Below are 21,788 nucleotides of genomic sequence, written 5' to 3'. Positions count from 1 at the left end.
TCCAGCTCTACGTCTCAAAATCGATCAGCCGACGCGCTGGGCGGCGCGCGCCTTGACGTAAGCCGCATGCGCCTTGTTGACCTCACCGCGCGGGCTGACTTCCGGGACGGCAACATCCCACCAGTGGCCGCCAGCCTCCGTCGTGACCAGCGGATCGGTGTCGATGACGAAAACCGAGGTGCGGTCGTTCCTCTTCGAATCGGCGATCGCCTTTTCGAGTTCCGCGATCGAAGCGACCTTGACGGCGATGGCCCCCATGCTTTCGGCGTGCGCCCGGAAGTCGATCTCCGCCATCACCTCATGGCGGGCATCCTTCAGCAGGTTGTTGAAGTTCGCGCCGCCGGTTGCCATCTGCAGGCGGTTGATACAGCCATAGCCGCGATTGTCGAGAACGACGATATTGAGCTTGAGGCCAAGCATGACCGAGGTCGCAAGCTCGGAGTTCAGCATCATGTAGGACCCGTCGCCAACCATGACGACGACCTCCCTTTCCGGATGCGCCATTTTGGCGCCCAGGCCGCCGGCGATCTCGTAGCCCATGCAGGAGAAGCCGTATTCAAGGTGGTAACTGCCGGGGACCGTGGCCGGCCACAGCTTGTGCAACTCGCCGGGCAGGCCGCCGGCGGCGCAAAGGGCGATCGACTTTTCCAGATCGATCGAGCGCGTGACCGCGCCGATCACCTGCGCATCAGAGGGCGGGGCGGCATTGGTGGTTGCCATCGCCTTTGCCGCGGCATCCATCCAGCGGCTCTTTTCGCTCGCGGCCTTTTCGGCGAGCGCGGCCGGAGCCTTCCAGCCGGCAAGGCCGCTCGACAGAGCCTTCAAGCCTTCTCGCGCATCGGCAACGAGCGGATGGCCGTCGTGCTTCAGCGCGTCGTAGGCCGCAATGTTGAGGCCGATCATCTTCAAGCTTTCATTCTTGAAGAGCGCCCAGGAGCCGGTCGTGAAATCCTGCAGCCGGGTCCCGACGGCGATGATGAGATCGGTTTCCTCAGCAATGGCGTTGGCAGCCGATGTACCCGTCACGCCGACCGAACCGAGCGCCAGCGGATGCCGCTCGTCGATTGCCGACTTGCCGGCCTGGCTTACGACTACGGGAACGCCGTGGGCTTCGACAAACGAGGTCAGCTCCTTCGTCGCCTGCGAATAGAGTACCCCGCCGCCGGCGACGATCACCGGCTTCTCGGATTTCTTGATCAGTGCGATGGCATTCGCCAGCTCGTCCGCATCCGGGCGCGGCCGGCGTTGCGTCCAGACACGCTCGTCGAAAAAGCTTTCCGGGTAGTCGAAAGCCTCCGCCTGCACATCCTGGCAGAGCGACAACGTCACCGGACCGCAATCGAGCGGATCGGTCAGCACCTGCATGGCACGCTTCAGCGCCGTCATGATCTGCTCGGGGCGGGTAATGCGATCGAAATAGCGCGAGACCGGGCGGAAGGCGTCGTTGGCCGAAACCGTACCGTCGCCGAAATCCTCGATCTGCTGCAGCACCGGATCCGGTGCCCGATTGGCGAAGACGTCGCCGGGCAGGAAGAGGACGGGAATGCGGTTGACATGCGCGACGCCCGCCGCCGTCACCATATTCAAGGCGCCGGGGCCGATCGAGGTCGTGCAGGCCATGAAGCGTCGGCGGAAGCTCGCCTTGGCATAGGCGATCGCAGCATGCGCCATGCCCTGTTCGTTATGGGCACGATAGGTCGGCAGTTCGCCGCGTACCTGATAAAGCGCTTCGCCGATGCCGGCGACGTTGCCGTGGCCGAAGATCGCCCAGACGCCGCCGAAGATCGGCATCTTCTTGCCGTCGACCACCGTCATCTGCTTCTTGAGGAAATGCGCGACAGCCTGCGCCATCGTCAATCTTACCGTCTTGCCCATCGGGTCCTCCCGCATCCTTGCTTTTTATTTTCCCCTCCCCAACCCCTCCCCACAAGGGGGAGGGGTTAACCAGCCGCATCGCCTCATATTTCCACAGCGGTTCCCGCAGGATGGCTGCTGTTTGGGCGGTGCCCCAAGTTAAGTCCCTCCCCCTTGTGGGGGTTGGGGAGGGGTTTACTTCCTCAGTTAAGCCCGCGCGTTTTCAACCAGGCCTCGGTCAGCTGGCGGAAACGACCCGCCATCTCGGCGATCGCTTCTTCGTCGCTCATCCTGCCGGAAAGCCAGGCGCGTGCGGCGTCGGCGAAAATCGTGCGGCCCACCGCAAAGCCCTTGACGGATGGCGCGGCGAGCGTCGCCTCGAAACCTTTCACAAGCTCTTCGGCGGGCGCCTCCAGCCCAAGCAGCACGATACCCCGGCACCACGGATCGTTCTTGGCAATCACGGCGTCGATCTTCTTCCAGGCAGCACTCGAAGCCTGCGGCTCCAGCTTCCACCAATCAGTCTTGATGCCGAGCGCGTAGAGTTCTTCCATCGCAGTCGGGATCGTATCGTCGGTGAGTGGCCCGTTCTTGCTGGCGATGATCTCGACCAGCAGCTCTCGGCCCACTTTTCGCGCCGCTTCGAAAAGCGTGCGAAGCTTTTCCTGCTGCTCCTTCTTCAATTCGGCCGGATCGTCCGGATGATAGAAGCAGAGGCACTTGATGCAATGGTCGAGCGGCCATTCGACGAGCTGCGAGCCGATGTCCTGGCTGAATTCGAACTTCAGCGGCTTAGAGCCGGGCAACTCGACCGGGCGGCCGATCCAGGAAAAATTCTTGGTCGCCGCATCGAAGAAGGCATCTCGCCCGAAGCGTTCGTCAATCAGCATGCCGTAGCCGCTGCGGCCATCGGCAACGCGTGCGGCTGCTTCGACAGCAAGGCGCTTAAACTGGGCAATCTTCTTGTAGTCGGTGCCAAGCTCGTCGCAAACGCTCGTCAGCTGCGAACGATGGTCGATCGCAAACGCCATCAAGAGCGGAATCTCGCTCTTACGGGTCGACGCCCAGTGAACGTGGTTGATCGCCTCGTCCTTGCGCAGCGCCCGGTGCTTGCTGCCGTTCTTCAGGAAGAAGTCGAGCTCTGCCCAGGTTGGATATTCCGGCGAACAGAGCAGGCGGGAGACAGCAAACGCGCCGCAGGCATTGGCCCAGGTGGCGCAGGTTTTCAGCGGTTCGTCTTTCAGCCAGCCGCGCAGGAACCCGGACATGAAGGCGTCGCCGGCCCCGAGAACGTTGAAAACTTCGATCGGAAAGCCCTGGCCGACGATGCCTGCCTCGAGATCGTCCGAAATCGGTCCGTCATAAACGACGCAGCCCATCGCGCCGCGCTTCAGCACGATTGTCGCCGGCGACAGGCGCCGGATTTCCTTCAGCGCGCCGAGCACGTCATCCGCGCCGGAGGCGATCAGGATTTCCTCTTCCGTGCCGACGATCAGATCGCAATCCGGCAGCGTTTCCTTCATCTTCGAGGAAACGCGGTCGGATTTCACGTAGCGCTCGAAACCTTCCGCGTGACCCGCCAGACCCCAGAGGTTCGGCCGGTAGTCGATGTCGAAAATGACTCTGCGGCCGTTCGCCTTGGCGATGCGGATCGCCTTGCGCTGCGCGGCTTCGGTGTTCGGCCGGGAAAAATGCGTGCCGGACACGAGGACGGCGCGGGACGACCTGATGAAGTTCTCGTCGATATCGCTTTCATCGAGCGCCATGTCGGCGCAATCCGAGCGATAGAAGATCATCGGCGAAACGCCTTCGGCTTCCACCGCCAGAAGCACGAGGGCAGTCAATCGCTCCTTGTCGGTGACGATGCCATCCGTTGCGACACCCTCGCGTGCTGATTGCTCGATGATGAAGCGGCCCATCTGTTCGTTGCCGACGCGGGTGATAAGCCCGGACCTGAGGCCGAGACGCGCGGTACCGATCGCGATGTTGGCCGGGCAGCCGCCGACGGATTTCGCAAATGAGCCGATATCTTCCAGCCGGGAGCCGATCTGCTGGCCATAGAGATCGACGGAAGAGCGGCCGATGGTGATGACATCGAGAGACGGTTCGGGCTGTCGACCCGGATTCGGTTGCGCCATGATCTCCTCCGCGTGATTTTGCAGATCTTTGCCGCCTGCAGCTTCCGCAATGAAACATCGGTTCCGATTTTTTGTCAATTCGGAATATCTATTCCATTTCCCATTTTTCGGCTTTTCGGATTTTAAGTTTGCGCCGGCGCTCGGCGATCGCCACCGGCAGCGCCATTGTCAGCGCCATGGCGGCCGAAAGGGAGCGGAAGCCGGCGAAGTCCGCTTCGGCAACTTCGAACCAGCAACTGGCCTGCGAGGCGAGCGGCGAAAAAGCCGAGTCGGTAATCGCAACGACGGGCACGCCGCGGTTGACGAGTTCCGCGGCCTGGCTGAGGCTATCGGCCGCGTAGGGCGAAAAGCTTGCGGCGATCGCCGCATCCGTCGGCCTCGCGAACTGCACCATCTCCAGATCGACCCCGTTCGGCGAAGCGACGATCTGATGGCGGATGTTCAGTTTCGAAAAGGCGTAGGTCAGATGCGCCGTCAGAGGGTAGGAGCGGCGCTTCGCTATAAGATATATGGTGTCTGCCGCGGCCAGAATATCGACCGCCTTGGTGAAGGTCTCCGCGTCAACCGTCGCGGCCATGCGGCTGATGGACTGGCTCGCTGCCGAGATGAAGCCGGAAAGCAGATTGGCATCCTCGTCGCCGCCGTCCGATTGTTCCAGCGTGACGAGGCGTTCCTCGTAGCTCAGGGTCCGGTCGCGCAGCCGTGCGCGGAAAATGCTCTGGAGATCGGAGAATCCCTCGTAACCGAGGTGATGCGCGAGCCGGACCAGCGTCGATGGCTGGACCTCCGACGCCGCGGCAATACTCGCCGTCGTGCCGAAGGCGATCTCGTCGGGATTGGCGAGCGCGAAGGCGGCGACCTGGGCAAGGCGCTTCGGCATGCTCGCCTTGCGCTCGATAATGGTACTGCGCAGGCTTTCGAAATCGCGCGGAACGCGGACAAGTGTCTTGGCGTCATTATCCATAAGGGCCGTCCAGTGGATGAAACAAATATTCCATGATCGGACTATAGATGATTTGGGTTTTCGATCCTAACTGTTTTCATTCAAAGGCATTTGGCCGGGACTGGCTCCCGCTTCCCGCGAATGGCTTAGTGACAACGCTTGTCAAAACGGTCCAGATATTCCAAAAATCGCTGCGGGACATGGAGGAGCGCCCGAGATGAAGTCACTCGGAATCGGTTTGATCGGCACCGGCTATATGGGCAAGTGCCACGCGCTGGCCTGGAATGCGGTGAAACCCGTCTTCGGCGATGTTGAGCGCCCCAGGCTCGTGCATCTCGCCGAAACAACAGCGGAACTTGCCAAATCGCGGGCTGCCGAATTCGGCTTCGAAAAGGCGACGGCGGACTGGAAAGCGCTGATCGCCGATCCGGAGGTCGATGTCGTCTCGGTCACGACACCGAACCAGTTTCACGCCGAGATGGCGATTGCGGCTCTCGAGGCGGGAAAGCATGTCTGGTGCGAGAAGCCGATGGCGCCTTCTTATGCCGACGCGGAGCGCATGCTGAAGGCGGCGAGGACATCCAGCAAAATCGCGGTGCTCGGATACAACTATATACAGAACCCGATCATGCGGCACATCAAGACGCTGATCGGCGAGGGGGCGATCGGCACCGTCAACCATATCCGCGTCGAGATGGACGAAGACTTCATGGCCGATCCTGACGCCTTCTTCTACTGGAAGAGCGAACTGTCGGCCGGTTACGGTGCGATCGACGATTTCGCCGTACATCCGCTATCGCTGCTTTGGTATCTTTTCGGCCATGTCGAGGCGGTCATCGCCGACATGGTGAAGCCTTACGCAGATCGTCCGCTCAGGGATGGCGGGCGGCGGCCGGTCGAAAATCATGATGCGGCAAGCGTCCTGATGCGCCTTGGCGGTGGGATTTCCGCCGTGTTGATGGCCAACCGCGCAGCCTGGGGCCGCAAGGGTCGCATCGCCTTGCAGATCTTCGGATCGAAAGGATCGATCACATTCGATCAGGAGCGCTTGAACGAGTTCGAGCTCTATCAGGCTGACGGCCGCGGCACCGAGCAGGGCTACCGCAAGATCCTCGCCGCACCCGCTCACCAGCCCTACGACCGCTTCATTCCGGCGCCCGGCCACGGATTGGGCTTCAATGACCTGAAGATTATCGAATGCCGTGAACTGATACGCGCCATTTCCGGCGCGCCGTCGTCCTTGGTGACATTCGAAGACGGTCTCAGGATAGAGAAGTCCGTTCATGCCATGGCACAGTCCTTCCACGAGCGCCGCTGGGTCGAGATCGTCTGACGAGGAAGATTGCTCCTGTTGACGGCGCTGGGGGCGAGGGCTACCTCTCGCCTCTACAATGAAACGCAGTTTCCGGGAGTGAGACGTGACGGACAGACTGGTAATCATCGGTGCGGGGCAGGCGGGTTTCGCGATGGCGGCAAAGCTCCGTGCTCTGAAGGACACCCGGCCGATCACCATCGTCGGCGCCGAAGACGTTCTGCCCTATCAGCGCCCTCCGCTGACCAAGAAATATCTGCTGGGCGAGATGACCTTCGATCGCCTGCTGTTCCGCCCGGAGCACTGGTATCCCGACAATGACGTCGAAATCCGCCTCGCAACCTGGGCCGAGCAGATCTACCGCGATCAGAAGCAGGTCGCGCTGCAGGACGGCTCCATTCTCGACTACGGCACGCTGGCGCTGACGACGGGCTCGACGCCGCGCAGGCTACCAGCAGCGGTCGGGGGCGACCTTGATGGCGTCTATGTCGCCCGCGACAAGCGTGACGCGGACCTTCTGGCCGACGAGATGCGTCCCGGCCGCCGTGTCCTTATCATCGGCGGCGGCTATATCGGCCTCGAAGCGGCGGCGGTCGCGCGCCATCGCGGGCTTGAAGTGACCGTCATTGAAATGGCCGAACGAATCCTCCAGCGCGTTGCCGCCAAGGAGACGGCCGATATCGTCCGGGCGATTCACCAATCCCATGATGTGGCGATTCGCGAACACACTGGCCTCAAGCGCCTTGTCGGCAGGGATGGGCGTGTTTGTGGAGCAGAACTCTCCGACGGCTCCGTCATCGACATCGATTTCGCCATCGTCGGCATCGGCGTCGTCCCCAACGACCAGTTGGCCCAGGACGCGGGTCTTGATATTGCAAACGGCATCATCGTCGACGAATTTGCCCGTACGTCGGATCCCTCGATCTACGCCGCCGGCGATTGTGCCATGCTGCCGTGGCACGGCGGGCGAATCCGGCTCGAATCGGTGCAGAACGCCGTCGACCAGGCCGAAGCCGCGGCCGCGATCATTGCTGGCGGCGACGTTCCATACGACCCGAACCCGTGGTTCTGGTCCGATCAGTACGACATGAAGCTGCAGATCGCCGGCTTCAATCTCGGCTACGACGAGACGATTCTCCGCCCCGGAGTCCGCGAAGGCGCGCACTCCATCTGGTATTTCAGGAAAGGCGCGTTCATCGCCGTCGATGCGATCAACGACGCAAAGGCTTATGTGACCGGCAAGAAGCTCCTGGAATCGGGCGTCAAACCGGACAAGGCGGTCCTTGCCGACGCATCGGCCGACCTCAAGCAACTGCTTTCGTGATGCGGGAGGACGTCTTCGGCGGTCGGTGAAAAAGCCTAAAAAGAGCTTGATTCACCTGCCGAATAACTCTATCAGGCTCCCACCGGAGAGGTGGCCGAGTGGTCGAAGGCGCTCCCCTGCTAAGGGAGTATACGTCAAAAGCGTATCGTGGGTTCGAATCCCATCTTCTCCGCCATCCCTTTTCATGTCTGGATGTTTAGAAAAATCGAGCCCTTGTGGCTGACGATTTTTTTGTGACCAGCTTGGCGTCATGGCTTCAAAGCCATTTCATGTCAGCTGCGGGCTCGGCCGGCGGCGCCGTCAAGGCCAACGAGATGGCGATTGCTCTGCAACCTACGTCTTTCTTAACCAGGGACAGTGTTCGTAGAGCCGGTCGCGATAGATTTTATGCGAGATTCCCGGCATAGCCGGGAATCTCCGTTTCGCTTAAGCCGATAAACCCTCAGCCTTTCGTCCACCGTTTGTTGGCCCAGGCGGCAACGTAGTCGTAAAGGTTCTTCGTGGCGTTGTCGTAGGACACCCCGGTCTGCTCGGAGCAGGGCTTGCAGGGCGTCATGCCGTGAACGGCGCCTTCGACGACGATGAAATCCTTGTCCTTGCTGGCGGAGAGATCGAAGATCGTTTCGCCGTCTCTGACGAAGTAATGACCGCCCATCGACATCACCAGCGTCGGTATGGTGATCGATTGCACCGCGCAGAGGGTCGAGTTGTTGCTCGAGCAGATATCGATGTCGTTCAATGCATCCTTGGAGCGGATGGCATTGGCGCTCAGGAAGGATTTCACGGTCAGGAACAGCGCGCCGCCATTGAGGCTCGCATCGACTTTGGCATTCTTCGGGGTGGATACGCGGACCGAGCGGATCACCTCCGTCGAGATCGAGCCGTCATTCTTCAGGAGTTTTTCCGGCCGCTGGGTGCAGCACCAGACATCCGTCGAGATGTCGGAGAGGCGGGCGCGGTCGCGATACGCGATGAAGGGCTCGTCGTCGCCGCGCCGATCCTTGCCTGATTTCAGGTCTGCCTTCATCTGCAGGGCCTTGTCGATCAGCTTGTTCATGCGAACAGACTGCGCCTTTGAATAGCGCTCGACGAATTCGGCCGAATAATGCGAGTCGCCCTTGGGATTGAACCCGTTTGCCGGATTGAAGGGATCGAGCGTCGGGTCGAGATCGTCTGGCTTGCTCTCGTCGGTCACCGCGGGGTTCAGCCCACGTAACGTATTGATCGTATTGCCGGGGTGGGCATCGAGGAAGACCACGCCGTCTGCCTTCGGCAGATCCTTGACATCCTCCGCCGAGCATTTTGAGAGCTTGTTCGGACCGTCGCAATAAGACGCCCCCTTTTCCGCAACGGCCTGATAGTAGCTCGTGCTGGGTCCGCCGCCGGAATGGCCGATCAGGATCACCGCCTTGATACCGGGCTGCTTTTTCAGGAATTCGACCCCTTGCTTAATATCGAGCGCGATATCCTCGAAATTGACCGCAGCCTCGTTATTGTCCGAGCGCGGATTCATGCCGAGGACCATGAAGCCGCGCTGCGCGAGTTCTTTGGTGGCGATCATGCTCATGAAGTTGGATGTGCGGTGGATCGCCAGGAAGGCGACAGGCGAGGGGGTGCCGTTATCCGGCTTGTAAAGCGCGCCCTTCGTGGCGCTTGGTGAAAACTGGATATATTCCGGGTGGCTTTGCGCGTAAGCCGTGCCGCCCAGGGCAAAGCTAGCTGCAAGTGCCAGTGCTAAAGCCAATAACTTATGGATTGAAAACATATATTCCTCCGTTTCAGACAGTGATGAAAGGCAAAGGGAAGAGGAGGGCGCCGATGCTCGGCGCCTTAAAGAGGCTTTGTTGGTTTGTAATGGGCGGCGCAGCTAGTTGGCGCTCGCCTGGCCGTAGAGCTTGTCGATGAAACCGCTCTTGTCGAGATCGGCCATGAAATGGGCGTCGTAATAATATTCGGCCGGATGCATGGTCATCTGGTGAAAATTATAGACTTCCATCGCCTTCTTGATGCCGTCGACGGAAGGATACGGCTTCTGTGGCAGCTCGGCGATTTCCTGGTCATACATGTGCTGCTGCGCATCCCGGTCCGTGATGTTGAACCATTTTGCCAGGGCGTCGAAGACGACCTGCTTGTTGGTCTTGGTCAGTGCGATAGCCTCGACGGTGGATTTGACGAAGCGGGCGGCGGCGTCGGGATTGTCCTGCAGCCATTTGCGCTCGACGGTGACGCTTGAGCCGACGAGCGGGATATTGTAGCTCGCGAGATCGACGAGGTCGTGCCAGCCTTCCTTTGCGGCGATTGCCTGGATCAATTCGCTGCCGACCACGGCATCGACCTGCCCCTTTTCCAGCGCGTTGATATTGTTGCCATTCGCCATCAGCGAAATGTCGTGATCGGGATCCCAGCCCATATGCTCGGCGAAAAGGCGTGCCGTGACATGGGTGACCGAGCCGAGTCCGGAAAAGCCGAGCCGCTTGCCCTTCAGCTGGTCGAGCGAGGTGATGTCGTGAGCGACGATGATATGGTCCTGCAGCTTGTCGTCCGTGGTTGCGAGAATGACGCGGTCGACCGCCCTCGCATCCGTCGCCATGCCATACATCATCGGGACGCCGCCCCCGATCGAGATCGGCGCTGCCTTGCTGTCCTTGCCGACGAAGCTGTCAGGCACATTGATGCCGCTATGGCGGATCTTCTCCGCGGCATCCGGCGTGATGAACTGATGGACGTTCAGCCCGTTCTTTTCGTAGATTCCCGCATCGGCAGCGACAAGGAAGGTTACCTTGTTGATCGAAACGTCGCCAAGAGCGACATCGATCGGCTTCGAGTCGGCGGCAAAGGCAGGAACGCCAGCGATGAGCGCCAGGGATAAAACTGTCGTGATCTGCAGATTTCTGATCATCGTGATCCTCCCAAAATCGATAATGAAGAAAATCCAATTTGGATCGCCGCGGCCGTGGCAACACGACCGCGACAGGCTGGTACAGCGAGGTGAAAGCAGTGCAGACTGAGCAGCTTGGCCGCCGGGCACTCCAAGCGACGGTCAGTTCGCCTTGGGATCGGCATAGACCTTGTCGATGAAGCCGCTCTTGTCCAACTCGGCGACGAAACTGTCGTCGTAGAAATAGTCGGCGTCATGGCGCTTAAGTTCGCGATGATTGAAGAGTTGTTTCACGAGCTTGATGCCGTCGGCGGCGGGATAAGGCTTTTCCGGCGCGGCGACGACCTGGGCGTACATCGCATCCTGCTGTTTGGGATCGTTGATGCCATACCATTTGGCGAGAACGGCTCTCACGACATTCTCGTCCGACTTCATCAGCGCGTAGGCTTCGATGGTCGATTTGACGAAGCTCATTGCTTCATCATGATGATCGGCAAGCCACTTGCGTTCCACATTGATGCCGGAGCCGGCGAGCGGGATCTTGTAGTCGGTCAGGTTGACAAGATCCTTGGCGCCGTTCTTCTCGGCCATGGTGTAGTAGATCTCGCTGCCGATGAACGCGTCCACCTTGCCCTCTTTCAGCGCCGAATAGGCCATGCCTTCTTCCATCAGCGAGATGTCGTCGTTTTGGCTCCATCCTTTCTGGCGCAGAAATTCCAAGGCCATCAAATGGCTGACGGAGCCAAAGCTCGAATAACCGAGACGCTTTCCTTTCAGATCGTCGACGGAATTGAGCGCTTTGGAGCTGATGATATGAAACCGGGCCTGGCTGTCGGTCGTGGCGATGATGACGCGATCGGTCGAACGCGCATCCGTGGTCATGGAGACGATCAGCGGACTGCCACCGCCGACCGAGATCGGCGCCTTTTCGTCCTGCTCGTCGGTGCCGACGAATTCTGCCGGAACATTGATGCCGCTGCGGCTGATGCGCGAGGCTGCCCCCTTGGTAATGAATTGATGGATGGTCAGGCCGTTCTTCTGGTAGATGCCGTTATCGGCGGCGACCAGGAAGGCCACCTTGTTCAGCGAGACATCCCCAAGGGCGACGTCGATTGCGCTGTCCGCAGATGCCGCCATGTTTGCACCGAAAAGCAACGGCAGTGCCACTGCCAGTCGCGCTACGAGTATTCTCATGAATTTCCTCCCATATTTCGTCCCCGAGGCCAAACGACAGCGCCCGGGCAAAATGCCAGGTTGCCTTTTATCTCGTATCTGGATACAGGTGCGGAGACTGGTCCGTCGGTAGGGCACACGATCTTCCGGCAATATCCTCCACGCCGGAATAAATTCAGCGTTACACGGACTGCATTTCCCGACAAAGATAAATTGTATTGGTTAGCAAGCTAATTTTTAGCTACCTACCAAACTGCGTTTCATGGCCAGTTCGGTGAAGCATTGGCGGTGCCGCGCGAAATTTCGACCGCCAGGCATCTCATTTATTGCTCAATGGCCTTTCTCGTCTGCGAACTCCAAAAGCCGAAGTCCAAAATGGACAATTATTCCCTTCTCCCTCCATCGATTGTTTGTACCCTTCACAGGATGCGTGGGAGGAGAACAGTGAAATGGCAGATACAAAGCTTTGCATTCTGACAGGCGCCGCTGGCGAGGTCGGTCGGGCGACCGCCAGGCGCTTCGCCGAGAGCGGCTGGTCAATGATCCTCTGTGACCGGACTGATGACGTGAAAGCACTGGCAGAAGGTCTCTCCACGGAGTTCGGACGCCAATGCTCCGGGATTCAGATGGACCTGACCAATGATGACGAAGTTGATTCCGTCGCTAGAACAGCCGCCGGCCTGGGGATCCCGTTGCGCTTCCTTGGATTGATCGCCGCCATCAACCATCCGGCAATCAGCATAGAGCAGATGGACATGTCCCTCTGGGATAAGGTGCAAAACGTAAACCTCCGGGCAAACGTCAAGTTCATCAGTGCTTGCGTTCCACTGCTGCGGAAATCCGGAAATGCTTCCATCGCGACTGTTTCAAGCTTTTGGGGGCGGGAAGGGCATGCATACTTCAGCCCCTATTGCGCCTCGAAGGCGGCGCTGATCTCCCTGACGCAAAGCGTTGCAGCAGAGCTGGCGCCAGATATCCGGGTCAACTGCGTAGCCCCTGGAAACATCAACACCCCGATGCATTTCAACGCCCTCGCCGTCGAGGCAGAACAACGCGGCATTTCCGCGGATGAAATGCGCTCCATCGAATGGAACAAGATTCCGATGCGCCGCCCGGCGGAAACTGCGGAAATTGCCTCGGCCATCCATTTCCTCTCGACAGAGGACTCCAGCTACTTTGTTGGCGCCACTCTCGACGTCAACGGCGGCTGCCGATTCACGTAATCGCACGGCATTCGAGGAGGACACACGCAAATGCCGGATCAGGTAACAGTGATGGCACACCTGGTGGCTCGGCCCGAAAAGGTCGATGAAACCAGGGCATTTCTAATGGCGTTGATTGAGCGAACCCGTGCGGAGAATGGGTGTGTCGACTACGACCTGCACCAAAGCGACGACAATCCAGCCCAGTTTTCGTTTTATGAGAACTGGATCAGCCGGGAGGCTTTGGACAGGCATATGGAGACGCCCTACTTGAAGGAACTGGTCGAACGAAAGGACGAGTTCCTCGCACTGGACCCGGATGTCCGGCTCATGACCATGATATCCAAGCGGAAATAGCGATTTCAGGCCTACGCAGGCTGTACCTTCTCATTGGTGGGCGACTTCGCCTGCGGTTTGCGCGCAGGTCCTGTTGTTCCCCGCACGACCATGTGCGGGGTCAGGAGAATGCGCTTCACAGGCTGATGGAGATTGTCGATCAGGCTCATCAAGAGCTCCGCGCTTTCAGATCCGAGATCACGGCCGGCGGTATGCAAAGTGGTCAAGGGCGGCGAGAGCATGTTCATAAACGGAAGATCGTTGACGCCGGCGATCGAAATCTGTTCGGGGCAAGCGACACCGGCCGATCTGAGGGCCACGAGGCATCCAACTGCCAGAAGATCATTGAAAGCGAGGACCGCGCTGCTGGTCAGCCCGTTCGCCAGCATCTGTCCCATGATGCGTTCGCCCTCCGCAACATCATAGGCTTGTGCCTCGATCACGTCGAAGCGGCAGCCGGCAGCCTTTTCCAATCGCGTGCCCGCGTTGAAGCCAGCGAGCCTGTTCTGGGCCGTCGACGCGGCCAATGGCGGTGTCACATAAGTGATGTCCCGATGGCCGAGATCGAGCATATGTTCGACGAGCGCTTGGACTCCGACGACATCGTCCATCGAGACGGAGGAGATGCGGCTGTCCCGGGGGTCGCGCAGAACCGCGACCGTCGGTATCCCAAGCTTCAGGCACAGGTCCACTGACGGGTCGTTGAGTTCGAAGCTTGCGACGATGAGGCCGGCGACGAATTGGCTGCCCATGCGTTCGATAATCGAACGCAGCTTTGCCGGATTGTAGTCTGAGTTCGCGACGAAGGTCACATAGCCTTCCTCCGCGACGCGCTCTTCGATGGACGCGATGATCGGCGAGAACAGCGGGTCACTCAGATTGGGTACGATAAGACCAATCGTGCCGGTCTTCTGCGTACGCAGACTGGAAGCCAGCGTGTTGGGTTTGTAGCCGAGCTGCTCCGCGACCTTTTCGATTTTCCGGACGACCTTGCTTGAAATCCGATGGCTTGCCTTCGGGTTGAGCGCCCGAGAGGCCGTCGAAACGTGCACACCGGCACTGTTTGCGACGTCGACAATGGTTACGCGCGAACGCTTCTTCTGATCCTCGCGGAGAGTGTCACTCATCTCGTTCCAGCCACGTTGCAGTGATTCAGTGCTACCTTCAGGAAAATAAGCGATCAAACCTTTGCGCACAAGCGAGCGTGTCTGGAACCGCCGGAGCACTCAGAACGACTGCCACAAAAGCCATAGTTGGGAAACTTTAATCAGCTCTGACCCTGAAAGGCTCTCTGACGACCCATTTGCCGCAAAAAACCGCGTTTGCCTTGTCGGTTTGTAAGCGGGCTGACGTCACAAACGGGCGGAGGACATCGGCACTGTCCGCATCTTGGCCGCCGCGTCACTTCCAAACTATAAATAAAGACAAACGGTTGCACAAGGAAACGGTTGGTGGAGACCTCACGCCTCCCGCCGTTTTAAAGGCATCAAGAGAAGACGTCGCGGAAAATTGAGAAATTTTGCGCAAACGTTTGCACTTGACTCTAGCCCTGATCCCTTTTATCGATGCGGTCGGAGGCGGCAACATCGGGTGCCGGCGGGACAATGGAGAGGAATCTGCAATGGCCTGGGATATGACGCGTAGTTTGAAGATCGCGTTTGTAGGAACGGGCGCTCAAGGCGCGTCAATCGGGGCCGATTTCGTGTTGGCCGGGCTGGATGTGACGTTTATCGAGCAATGGCCGGAGCATGTCTGCGCCATGCGAGAGAATGGCATAACCGTCAATCTGCCTTCCAGGTCAATCAATGCAAACGTTCGCGCTATGCACCTATGCCAGGTGGCGGAGCTTCGTGAGCCCTTCGACATCGTTTTTCTGGTCGTCAAGGCCTATGACACCCGTTGGACATGCCAGTTGATCGCGGCCGTTCTGGCGCCTGACGGCTTGGTCGTCGGGGTCCAGAATGGGATGACGCTCGACGACATCGCTGCCGTGGTCGGCGATGAGCGCTGCGTGGGCGCCGTATTCGACATGGCCTCCAACATGTTCACGCCTGGAGTCACCAATCGTCAGAACGATCACGATACCTCCTGGTTTGCGCTTGGTGCCGTTGATGCAGGCAATCGGCAACGTGTCGAGCGGATTGCCGAATTGCTGCGACATAGCGGTCGTGTGGAAGTCTCCGACGACATTCGCTCCGCCAAATGGATGAAGCTGATCGTCAATGCCGCTCAACTCGTTCCATCAGCGATATTGAACCTTCCGTTTGCCGAGGCGGTGAGAGCGCCCGGCATGGAGGGCGTCATGCGAGCTGCCGGTTACGAGGCAATGCGGGCCGCGCAAATTGACGGAGCAAAGATTGTTCCGATCCTCGGGATGCCGCCGACGAAAACCAACGATCCGGAACGGTATGTCGATGAGATCTTCGACGAGGTTCTCAAGACTTTCATGATGCCCGATACGCTGACGACCGTGCTGCAGGACTGGCGAAAAGGTCGGCGCGGCGAAGTTCTCGACATCAACGGCCACGTTGTGAAGACGCTGGAGAAGGCCGGTCAGTCTGCGCCCGCCAATAGCAGGATCGTCGACGTCGCGCTTTCGATCGAGAAAGGCGAGCTGCAGGCACAACCATCCAATAGCTCCCTTCTCGTCGCGTGACCAAATGCGTGAAGGAGGCATCCGCATTGGTCCTGTGGGAGAGAATTTCAGGCGCGCCAGTCGAACGGCTGGAAATGTTTTAACCGCGCGAGCAGCGCATGCCATTTGCAAAGGAGAGAGCCACATGACTTGGGATAAAACGCGCGGCCCGAAGATCGCGTTCGTCGGAACCGGCGCGCAAGGGGCATCGATCGGTGCTGACTTTGCCCTGGCCGGTCTCGATGTCACCTTCATCGAGCAGTGGCCCGAGCATGTCACGGCGATACGCAAGGACGGCATAACCGTAAACTTGCCGACACGGACCATCAATGCAAAGGTTCCGGCGCTTCATCTCTGCCAGGTTGCGGAAATCAAGGAGCCATTCGATGTCGTCTTTCTCGTGGTCAAGGCCTACGACACCAAGTGGGCGTGTCAGCTCATAGAGCCGTGCCTGGCTCCGGACGGCTTGGTTGTCGGCCTTCAGAACGGCATGACACATGAGGACATCGCCGCCATCGTCGGCCGGGAACGAACGATCGGTGCGGTTATCGAAATCGCCTCCAATATGTTCGTGCCGGGCATCACCAACAGGCAGAATGACCATGATACGTCATGGTTTGCGCTTGGCGCGCTCGATCCGAAGACGCAGGAGCGTGTGGAGGACGTTGCCGAACTGCTGCGCAACTCCGGCACGGTCGAGGTCGTCGACGACATTCGCTCCGCCAAGTGGATGAAGCTCGTCGTCAACGCGGCTGAACTGATCCCGTCGGCAATTGTCAATCTGGCATTGGCCGATGCCGCCCGCGCCCCGGGAATGCTCGAGGTGATGCGGGCCGCCGGGTACGAGGCGATGCAGGCAGCGCTCGTCGACGGGGCAAAGATCGTTCCGATTATCGGTATGCCACCGGTCACGACCAATCATCCCGAACGATACGTCGATCAGATTTTCGAGGAAGTGCTTAAGACGTTCTCGCAGCCGGACACGCTGACCACGTCCCTCCAGGATTGGCGCAAAGGCCGGCGCGCGGAGGTCCAGGAAGTCAACGGCTGGGTCGTGGATATTCTGCGAACTCACGGTCAGTCATCGCCGATCAACCAGCGCGTCGTGGAGGTGGCCTTCGACATCGAAGCCGGGAGACTCGAAGCGCAACCGGAAAACTCCAGGCTTCTGATCGAAGCCCATGAGGCTATCGCCGACCGCCGATGAAGCGCGGAGGTACGGCGCACCTATCGATGTGCATTTAACCTGAGGAGGAGAATGGCATGAAATCGCATTTGAAATTCGGCCTGTTTGCCGGGTGGCTGCTGACAGCCGCCACCGCGTGCGCAAGCATCGTGCTTCCCGCCGGCCATGCAACCGCGGGCGAAGCGAAGGGCGGACGTCTGATCGTCGGCATCGACGAGACGGCCTCGGAATATTGGTCGGAATATCTGCAGGGCGTGAAGGATATCGCCGCGTCGCTCGGCAAGGAGCCCGCCGTTCTGACGAGCAATTATCAGGGTGATCAGCTACTGGCGCAGCTTGGCGCCACCTACTCAGCCGGGTGCAATCAATGCGCGCTTGCGACCGATCCGTCGTCGAATGCCTTCGTTAAGGCGGTCGTGAACAGATCGGCCAAGGCCAAGGTGCATGTCGTCACGATCTGGAACCGGCCCGAAGACATCCATCCTTGGGACACCAATTCCAAGTACTGGGTCGCCCATACGTCCTTCGACGGTGTGATGTCTGGCTACTATCAGGCCATGGCGCTCTGCAAGGCGCTGAACGGCAAGGGCAAGATCGCCGCGATCGAGGGTGTTCCGTCGACGCCACCGGCCTTTCAGCGTATCGCCGGCTTGAAGAAAGCGCTCAAGGAATGCCCCGGACTGGAGCTCGTCGACACCCAGGTCGGCGATTGGCAGGAAACCAAGGCGCAAAACATAACCCGCACCTGGCTCGCGCGTTACGGCGACCAACTGCAGGGTATTTTCGCGTCCAACGATGCGATGGGCCGCGGAGCAGTCGCTGCGCTGAAGGAAAAAGGCCTGAACGGCAAGATCCTGGTCACCGGTTCGGACGGATCGAACATCGGCCTGGAAATGGTCAAGAGCGGCGACATGCTTGCGACAGTCTGGAACGACCCGGTCTTGCAAGGCGCGGTTTCCATGTCGCTGGCCTATGCCGCAGCAATCGGCGACATCGATCCGGAGAAGCTGACGCATGCGCAGCGCGATTTCTATCTCAAGCAGGACGTCGTGACGAAGGACAACGTCGACAAGTATCTGGATCTCAAGAAGAACGCGCCGAATTACACGTACGACCAGATCAAGCAGGACTTCTGGAAGGATTCCGCAGGTCAGATTCCCGAAGGCGCAAACGAGAATAACTAATCGGAAGGAGGGGTCGATGGAGGCCGCTACCAGGATGCACTCCCAAACGGTCGCTCGCTCGCTGACGGTTCTCGACACGGTCAGAAGCAAGTTGCCATGGACTCAGTTCGCTGGTCCTATCGCAGCGCTCATCGTGCTGTCCGTGGGCTTTCAACTGGTCAGTGGAAGCTTCTTTACGATCGACAACCTCAAATCCGTCGTAGAGGCAGCGGCGGTCCCGGCCATACTCGCCGCTGCCATCAGTTTCGTGGTCATCATGGGCTCCATCGATCTGTCGCTGGAGGGCATCATGGCTGCGACGAGCATGATCGTCGCCCTGTTGGTCGCTAATGGCGTCAACGGCAACGACTACGGCATGATGGGCTTGCTGGTCGCGCTTGCCGCGGGCCTGGCCTTCGGCTTCTTCAACGCGGTGCTCAACGCAATTTTGCGGATGCCGTCGCTGATCGTCACCCTCGGCACATGGTTTGTCGGGTTGGGAATCGCGGCGGTGCTTTTCCCGGAACGCGTGCCGCAGATCAACGATCCGCTTGTCCTAAACCTGGCAAGACTTCGGATCTTCGACTTGAGCCTGGTCGTCTACATCGCGCTGGCAGTGATCGTCGTCAGTCAACTCGTCCTCAACTATACGAGGCTTGGGCGGATGATCTACGCAATCGGTGGTGACGAGAGTTTGCTGGTCGCCTCCGGCTTGCGCATCCGGCACATTAAGATAGCGGCTTTCGCGATCTGTGGCCTTCTGGCGGGGTTGTGCGGCGTGCTGCTGTCCGCACAACTGAGCACCGGCAATGCCAATATCGGTAATGGCCTGCTGTTTCCCGCGATTAGTGCCTCGGTGCTGGGTGGAACGGTTCTGACCGGCGGGCGGGGCGGAGCGGTGCAATCCGCGCTAGGCGCCTTGATCCTCGAAGTGCTCAACAACGGCCTGATCCAGATTGGCGCAGGTCCCTATACACGCCACATTATCAGCGGCGCGGTCATCATCGTCGCAGTTGCCGCCGGCGGATGGCACCGCCGTAGCAAACTGAGGGTGGTAAAATGACGGGTTCGCTTGTTCTCCAAGGCATACGCAAAACCTATGGCAACGTCGTCGCTCTCGAAGACATTGATCTGGAGATTCCTGCCGGGCAGGTCCTCGGTCTGATCGGCCAGAACGGCTCCGGAAAGTCAACCTTGCTGAAGATATTGGCAGGGCTCACCATGCCGGACCAGGGCCGGCTGCTGCTTGATGGAAAGCCGATCGTCCTCGGGTCTGCGGCAGCAGCCAGCAGCTATGGCATCGGGATGGTCCACCAGGAACAATCGCTCATTCCAAACCTGACTGTCGCTGAGAACATCTTTCTGGATAAGCCGCATCCTGCCAAGCGAAATGGGCTTTATAGATGGTCGGCGCTGAACAAGGCAGCGCGCATGCAGCTGCACAAGATTTCCGTCGATCTGCCCACCCACATACCGGTGGAAGATCTACGGTTTGCCGAACGCCAGCAGGTCGAACTCGCCAAGGTGCTCGCCATCGAGGAGCTTGTCGATCGGCCGCCCATCATCCTGTTTGACGAGCCCACGTCGGTGCTCACGCCCGATGAGATCAAATTGCTGTTCAAGCAGATCAACAGATTGCGCGGAAGCGCAACGATCGTTTTCGTCTCTCACCGGCTGGAGGAAGTGCTGGAAATCAGCGACCGGATCGTCGTAATGACGGATGGTCGAAAGGTGGCGGAGAGGGACAGCCGCTCGGTCGACCGCAACGAGCTCTATGAACTGATGGTCGGGCGGCAGCGCACGACCGAGCCTCGCGGAGGCAATGGTATGCCGAAACAGGATGGGACTGCGGTCCTCAAGCTGGAACGGCTGGGCAGCGGAGCGCATTTCCGCAATGTCAGCCTTGCACTCGGCCGTGGTGAGATTCTAGGGATAGCCGGCGTTCTCGGCTCCGGTGCCGAAGAAGTTTGCCGGGCGGTGTTCGGCGCGGAGCGCGTCGATACCGGCAGCATTGCACTGAGTGGCAGAACGATGACCTCGTGCAGCCCGCGTACAGCCGTCCGGCGGGGTATAGGCTATCTTCCGGCAGACCGGCGCTCGGAGGGCATGCTGCCCAGCCGGTCTCTGTTCGAGAATGCCGTTTTGACATTCGGCCTCGATTACGGCTGGCGATCGCTTCTACTGCGGCGAGGCAAGGAGCGCCCGGTCGCGCTTGAATGGATGCGGCGCCTGAAGGTGAAGATGCACACGCCTTTTGCTCCCATTTCCAGCCTCAGCGGCGGCAATCAGCAGAAGACCGTGCTCGCAAAATGGCTCATGGCGAAAGACCTCAAGGTTCTGCTGCTTGATCATCCAAGCAGGGGTCTTGATCCCGGTGCGAGGGATGATCTCTTTGATGTCATCCGCCAACAGGCAAAAAACGGACTTTCGATCATCTTCGTCGGAGACACGATTTCGGAGCTTCTGGAACTCTCCGATCGTATCGTCGTCATGCGTGACGGCGAAATCACCGCCCGTTTCGATCTAAGGACGGGCGCTTTGCCGAAGGAAGAAGAAGTCGTGGCGGCCATGGTCTGACATCCATCGGACAGCCCCGCGACCCCTGAAATTCATAGGGAAACATCACGATGCAAAACGCACTCGACAGTACGCTTATCCGCGCTCTTGGCGGGCAACGGTCGACGATCCTGCGGGCGCTAGCCCCGATGCTTGTCCTGATTGCGCTCGTGCTGGCCAGCGCCATGATCGCACCGGGGGTGCTCGAAACGGATTCCCTTTTGAGTTTCCTTTCGGACGCCGCGCCGGTCGTCGCGCTCGTCGTCGGCGGAACGCTGCCGATTCTGGCAGGCAGCATCGACCTCTCCGTCGCCGGCATTGCATCCCTGACGGGCGTTCTGGTCGTCGTCCTCAATCCGATCTTTGGCCCCTGGACGTCGGTTGTCGTTGTCCTGATCGTGATGTGTTTCGGAGCGGCGCAAGGATGGTTCCATGCGTGGCTGCAACTGCCCTCTTTCATCGTAACCCTGGGGACACTGAGCATGCTGTCCGGCCTGGCGCTGCTTCTTTCGAACGCCACGGCGGAGCCGGTTCCTGACAATGACCTGTTTGTGACCTGGCTTGCGGACAGCACTGCGGAAATTCCCAATACAGTGATCGCGCTCGTCGTCATCGTCGCGCTCTTGGGAACCTTGTTGCGCTATCTGCGCCTTGGAAGAGATATTTATGCTCTGGGCACCGGCGAACGCGCCGCAATCATGTCGGCGGTCAACGTGATCGTGGTGCGCACGACCATCTTCGCCGTCTCGGCGGGTTGCGCCGCAATTGCCGGATTGTTCCTGATATCCGTAACGACCTTCAGTTCACCGACGCTTGCAGGCAATCTGTTGCTTCTCTCCATCGTCGGCGTCGTTTTGGGCGGCACGGCAATATCGGGCGGTGTCGGCGGCCTGCTCCCGGCAGTCGTGGGCGGTTTGATCACCTCCTGGCTGAGGATTGTCACGGTCATCATTGGCGTACAGCCCACGGCGCAGAACATCGTATTCGGCTTGACGGCCCTGGTGGCAGTTGCCCTCACCACCGATCGCAGCAAGCTAGGCATCATCAAGTGATGTGATCGGACGATTGGGAGACGGGCGCACAGGTTA

General features: G+C 59.5%; 17 protein-coding genes and 1 tRNA gene. 11 read left to right on the top strand and 7 right to left on the bottom strand.

All coding sequences use genetic code 11. The features are described from left to right. Nucleotides 1–24: 24 nt before the first annotated feature. The 3 genes from iolD to ACPYOJ_RS10670 all read right to left on the bottom strand — a co-directional run bounded on the left by iolD (nt 25) and on the right by ACPYOJ_RS10670 (nt 4,956). Nucleotides 25–1,875 carry a 3D-(3,5/4)-trihydroxycyclohexane-1,2-dione acylhydrolase (decyclizing) gene (gene iolD / locus ACPYOJ_RS10680; protein WP_481416230.1) on the bottom strand — a complete coding sequence of 617 codons (1,851 nt, stop codon included), beginning with the start codon at nt 1,873–1,875 and terminating at the stop codon, nt 25–27. Between the two features lie 182 nt (nt 1,876–2,057). Then, on the bottom strand, nt 2,058–3,992 hold the full coding sequence (locus ACPYOJ_RS10675) for a bifunctional 5-dehydro-2-deoxygluconokinase/5-dehydro-2-deoxyphosphogluconate aldolase (RefSeq protein ID WP_481416229.1): 1,935 nt from the start codon (nt 3,990–3,992) through the stop codon (nt 2,058–2,060). An 88-nt stretch (nt 3,993–4,080) separates the two neighbouring features. Then, the gene (locus ACPYOJ_RS10670) at nt 4,081–4,956 is read right to left on the bottom strand and encodes a MurR/RpiR family transcriptional regulator (RefSeq protein ID WP_481416228.1); all 876 of its coding nucleotides are present in this window, start codon (nt 4,954–4,956) and stop codon (nt 4,081–4,083) included. A 196-nt stretch (nt 4,957–5,152) separates the two neighbouring features. Between ACPYOJ_RS10670 and ACPYOJ_RS10665 the strand changes: the two genes are divergently transcribed. From ACPYOJ_RS10665 to ACPYOJ_RS10655, 3 genes are all read left to right on the top strand, one after another. Next, nucleotides 5,153–6,268 (top strand): Gfo/Idh/MocA family protein, encoded by a 1,116-nt coding sequence (locus ACPYOJ_RS10665; RefSeq protein ID WP_481416227.1) that lies wholly within the window; start codon nt 5,153–5,155, stop codon nt 6,266–6,268. 85 nt (nt 6,269–6,353) lie between these two features. Further along, nucleotides 6,354–7,571, top strand: coding sequence for an NAD(P)/FAD-dependent oxidoreductase (locus ACPYOJ_RS10660; protein ID WP_481416226.1), 1,218 nt, complete (start codon nt 6,354–6,356; stop codon nt 7,569–7,571). Nucleotides 7,572–7,655: 84 nt separating this feature from the next. After that, nucleotides 7,656–7,746: transfer RNA gene (locus ACPYOJ_RS10655), tRNA-Ser, on the top strand. A gap of 267 nt (nt 7,747–8,013) precedes the next feature. On the opposite strand, the gene ACPYOJ_RS10650 is transcribed toward ACPYOJ_RS10655, so the two are convergent. From ACPYOJ_RS10650 to ACPYOJ_RS10640, 3 genes are all read right to left on the bottom strand, one after another. After that, nucleotides 8,014–9,336: an alpha/beta hydrolase family protein gene (locus ACPYOJ_RS10650; protein ID WP_481416225.1), complete on the bottom strand. Its 1,323-nt coding sequence runs from the start codon at nt 9,334–9,336 to the stop codon at nt 8,014–8,016. A 102-nt stretch (nt 9,337–9,438) separates the two neighbouring features. Further along, on the bottom strand, nt 9,439–10,470 hold the full coding sequence (locus ACPYOJ_RS10645; protein ID WP_481416224.1) for an ABC transporter substrate-binding protein: 1,032 nt from the start codon (nt 10,468–10,470) through the stop codon (nt 9,439–9,441). A 141-nt stretch (nt 10,471–10,611) separates the two neighbouring features. Further along, nucleotides 10,612–11,643 carry an ABC transporter substrate-binding protein gene (locus ACPYOJ_RS10640; protein ID WP_481416223.1) on the bottom strand — a complete coding sequence of 344 codons (1,032 nt, stop codon included), beginning with the start codon at nt 11,641–11,643 and terminating at the stop codon, nt 10,612–10,614. Between the two features lie 305 nt (nt 11,644–11,948). Here ACPYOJ_RS10640 and ACPYOJ_RS10635 point away from each other — a divergent pair, with 305 nt between their 5' ends. Further along, nucleotides 11,949–12,845, top strand: coding sequence for an SDR family NAD(P)-dependent oxidoreductase (locus ACPYOJ_RS10635; protein ID WP_481416222.1), 897 nt, complete (start codon nt 11,949–11,951; stop codon nt 12,843–12,845). Nucleotides 12,846–12,875: 30 nt separating this feature from the next. Further along, nucleotides 12,876–13,181 (top strand): putative quinol monooxygenase, encoded by a 306-nt coding sequence (locus tag ACPYOJ_RS10630; RefSeq protein WP_481416221.1) that lies wholly within the window; start codon nt 12,876–12,878, stop codon nt 13,179–13,181. 11 nt (nt 13,182–13,192) lie between these two features. On the opposite strand, the gene ACPYOJ_RS10625 is transcribed toward ACPYOJ_RS10630, so the two are convergent. Further along, nucleotides 13,193–14,287 (bottom strand): LacI family DNA-binding transcriptional regulator, encoded by a 1,095-nt coding sequence (locus ACPYOJ_RS10625; RefSeq protein WP_481416220.1) that lies wholly within the window; start codon nt 14,285–14,287, stop codon nt 13,193–13,195. A gap of 494 nt (nt 14,288–14,781) precedes the next feature. Between ACPYOJ_RS10625 and ACPYOJ_RS10620 the strand changes: the two genes are divergently transcribed. From ACPYOJ_RS10620 to ACPYOJ_RS10595, 6 genes are all read left to right on the top strand, one after another. Beyond that, nucleotides 14,782–15,816, top strand: a complete 1,035-nt coding sequence (locus ACPYOJ_RS10620; RefSeq protein WP_481416219.1) for a ketopantoate reductase family protein — start codon at nt 14,782–14,784, stop codon at nt 15,814–15,816. A 124-nt stretch (nt 15,817–15,940) separates the two neighbouring features. Continuing rightward, nucleotides 15,941–17,002: a ketopantoate reductase family protein gene (locus tag ACPYOJ_RS10615; protein WP_481416218.1), complete on the top strand. Its 1,062-nt coding sequence runs from the start codon at nt 15,941–15,943 to the stop codon at nt 17,000–17,002. A gap of 56 nt (nt 17,003–17,058) precedes the next feature. Next, nucleotides 17,059–18,165, top strand: a complete 1,107-nt coding sequence (locus ACPYOJ_RS10610) for a sugar ABC transporter substrate-binding protein (RefSeq protein WP_481416217.1) — start codon at nt 17,059–17,061, stop codon at nt 18,163–18,165. 16 nt (nt 18,166–18,181) lie between these two features. After that, entirely contained in the window at nt 18,182–19,207 is a 1,026-nt protein-coding gene (locus ACPYOJ_RS10605) for an ABC transporter permease (RefSeq protein WP_481416216.1), read from the top strand. Next, the gene (locus ACPYOJ_RS10600) at nt 19,204–20,721 is read left to right on the top strand and encodes a sugar ABC transporter ATP-binding protein (RefSeq protein WP_481416215.1); all 1,518 of its coding nucleotides are present in this window, start codon (nt 19,204–19,206) and stop codon (nt 20,719–20,721) included. Before ACPYOJ_RS10605 ends, ACPYOJ_RS10600 begins: the two co-directional genes overlap by 4 nt. 50 nt (nt 20,722–20,771) lie before the next feature. Next, nucleotides 20,772–21,752, top strand: coding sequence for an ABC transporter permease (locus ACPYOJ_RS10595; RefSeq protein WP_481416214.1), 981 nt, complete (start codon nt 20,772–20,774; stop codon nt 21,750–21,752). Nucleotides 21,753–21,788 lie beyond the last annotated feature (36 nt).

This window comes from Rhizobium sp. SVR5-9E (genome assembly GCF_056755095.1).
This window is presented reverse-complemented; position numbering and strand designations above follow the sequence as displayed.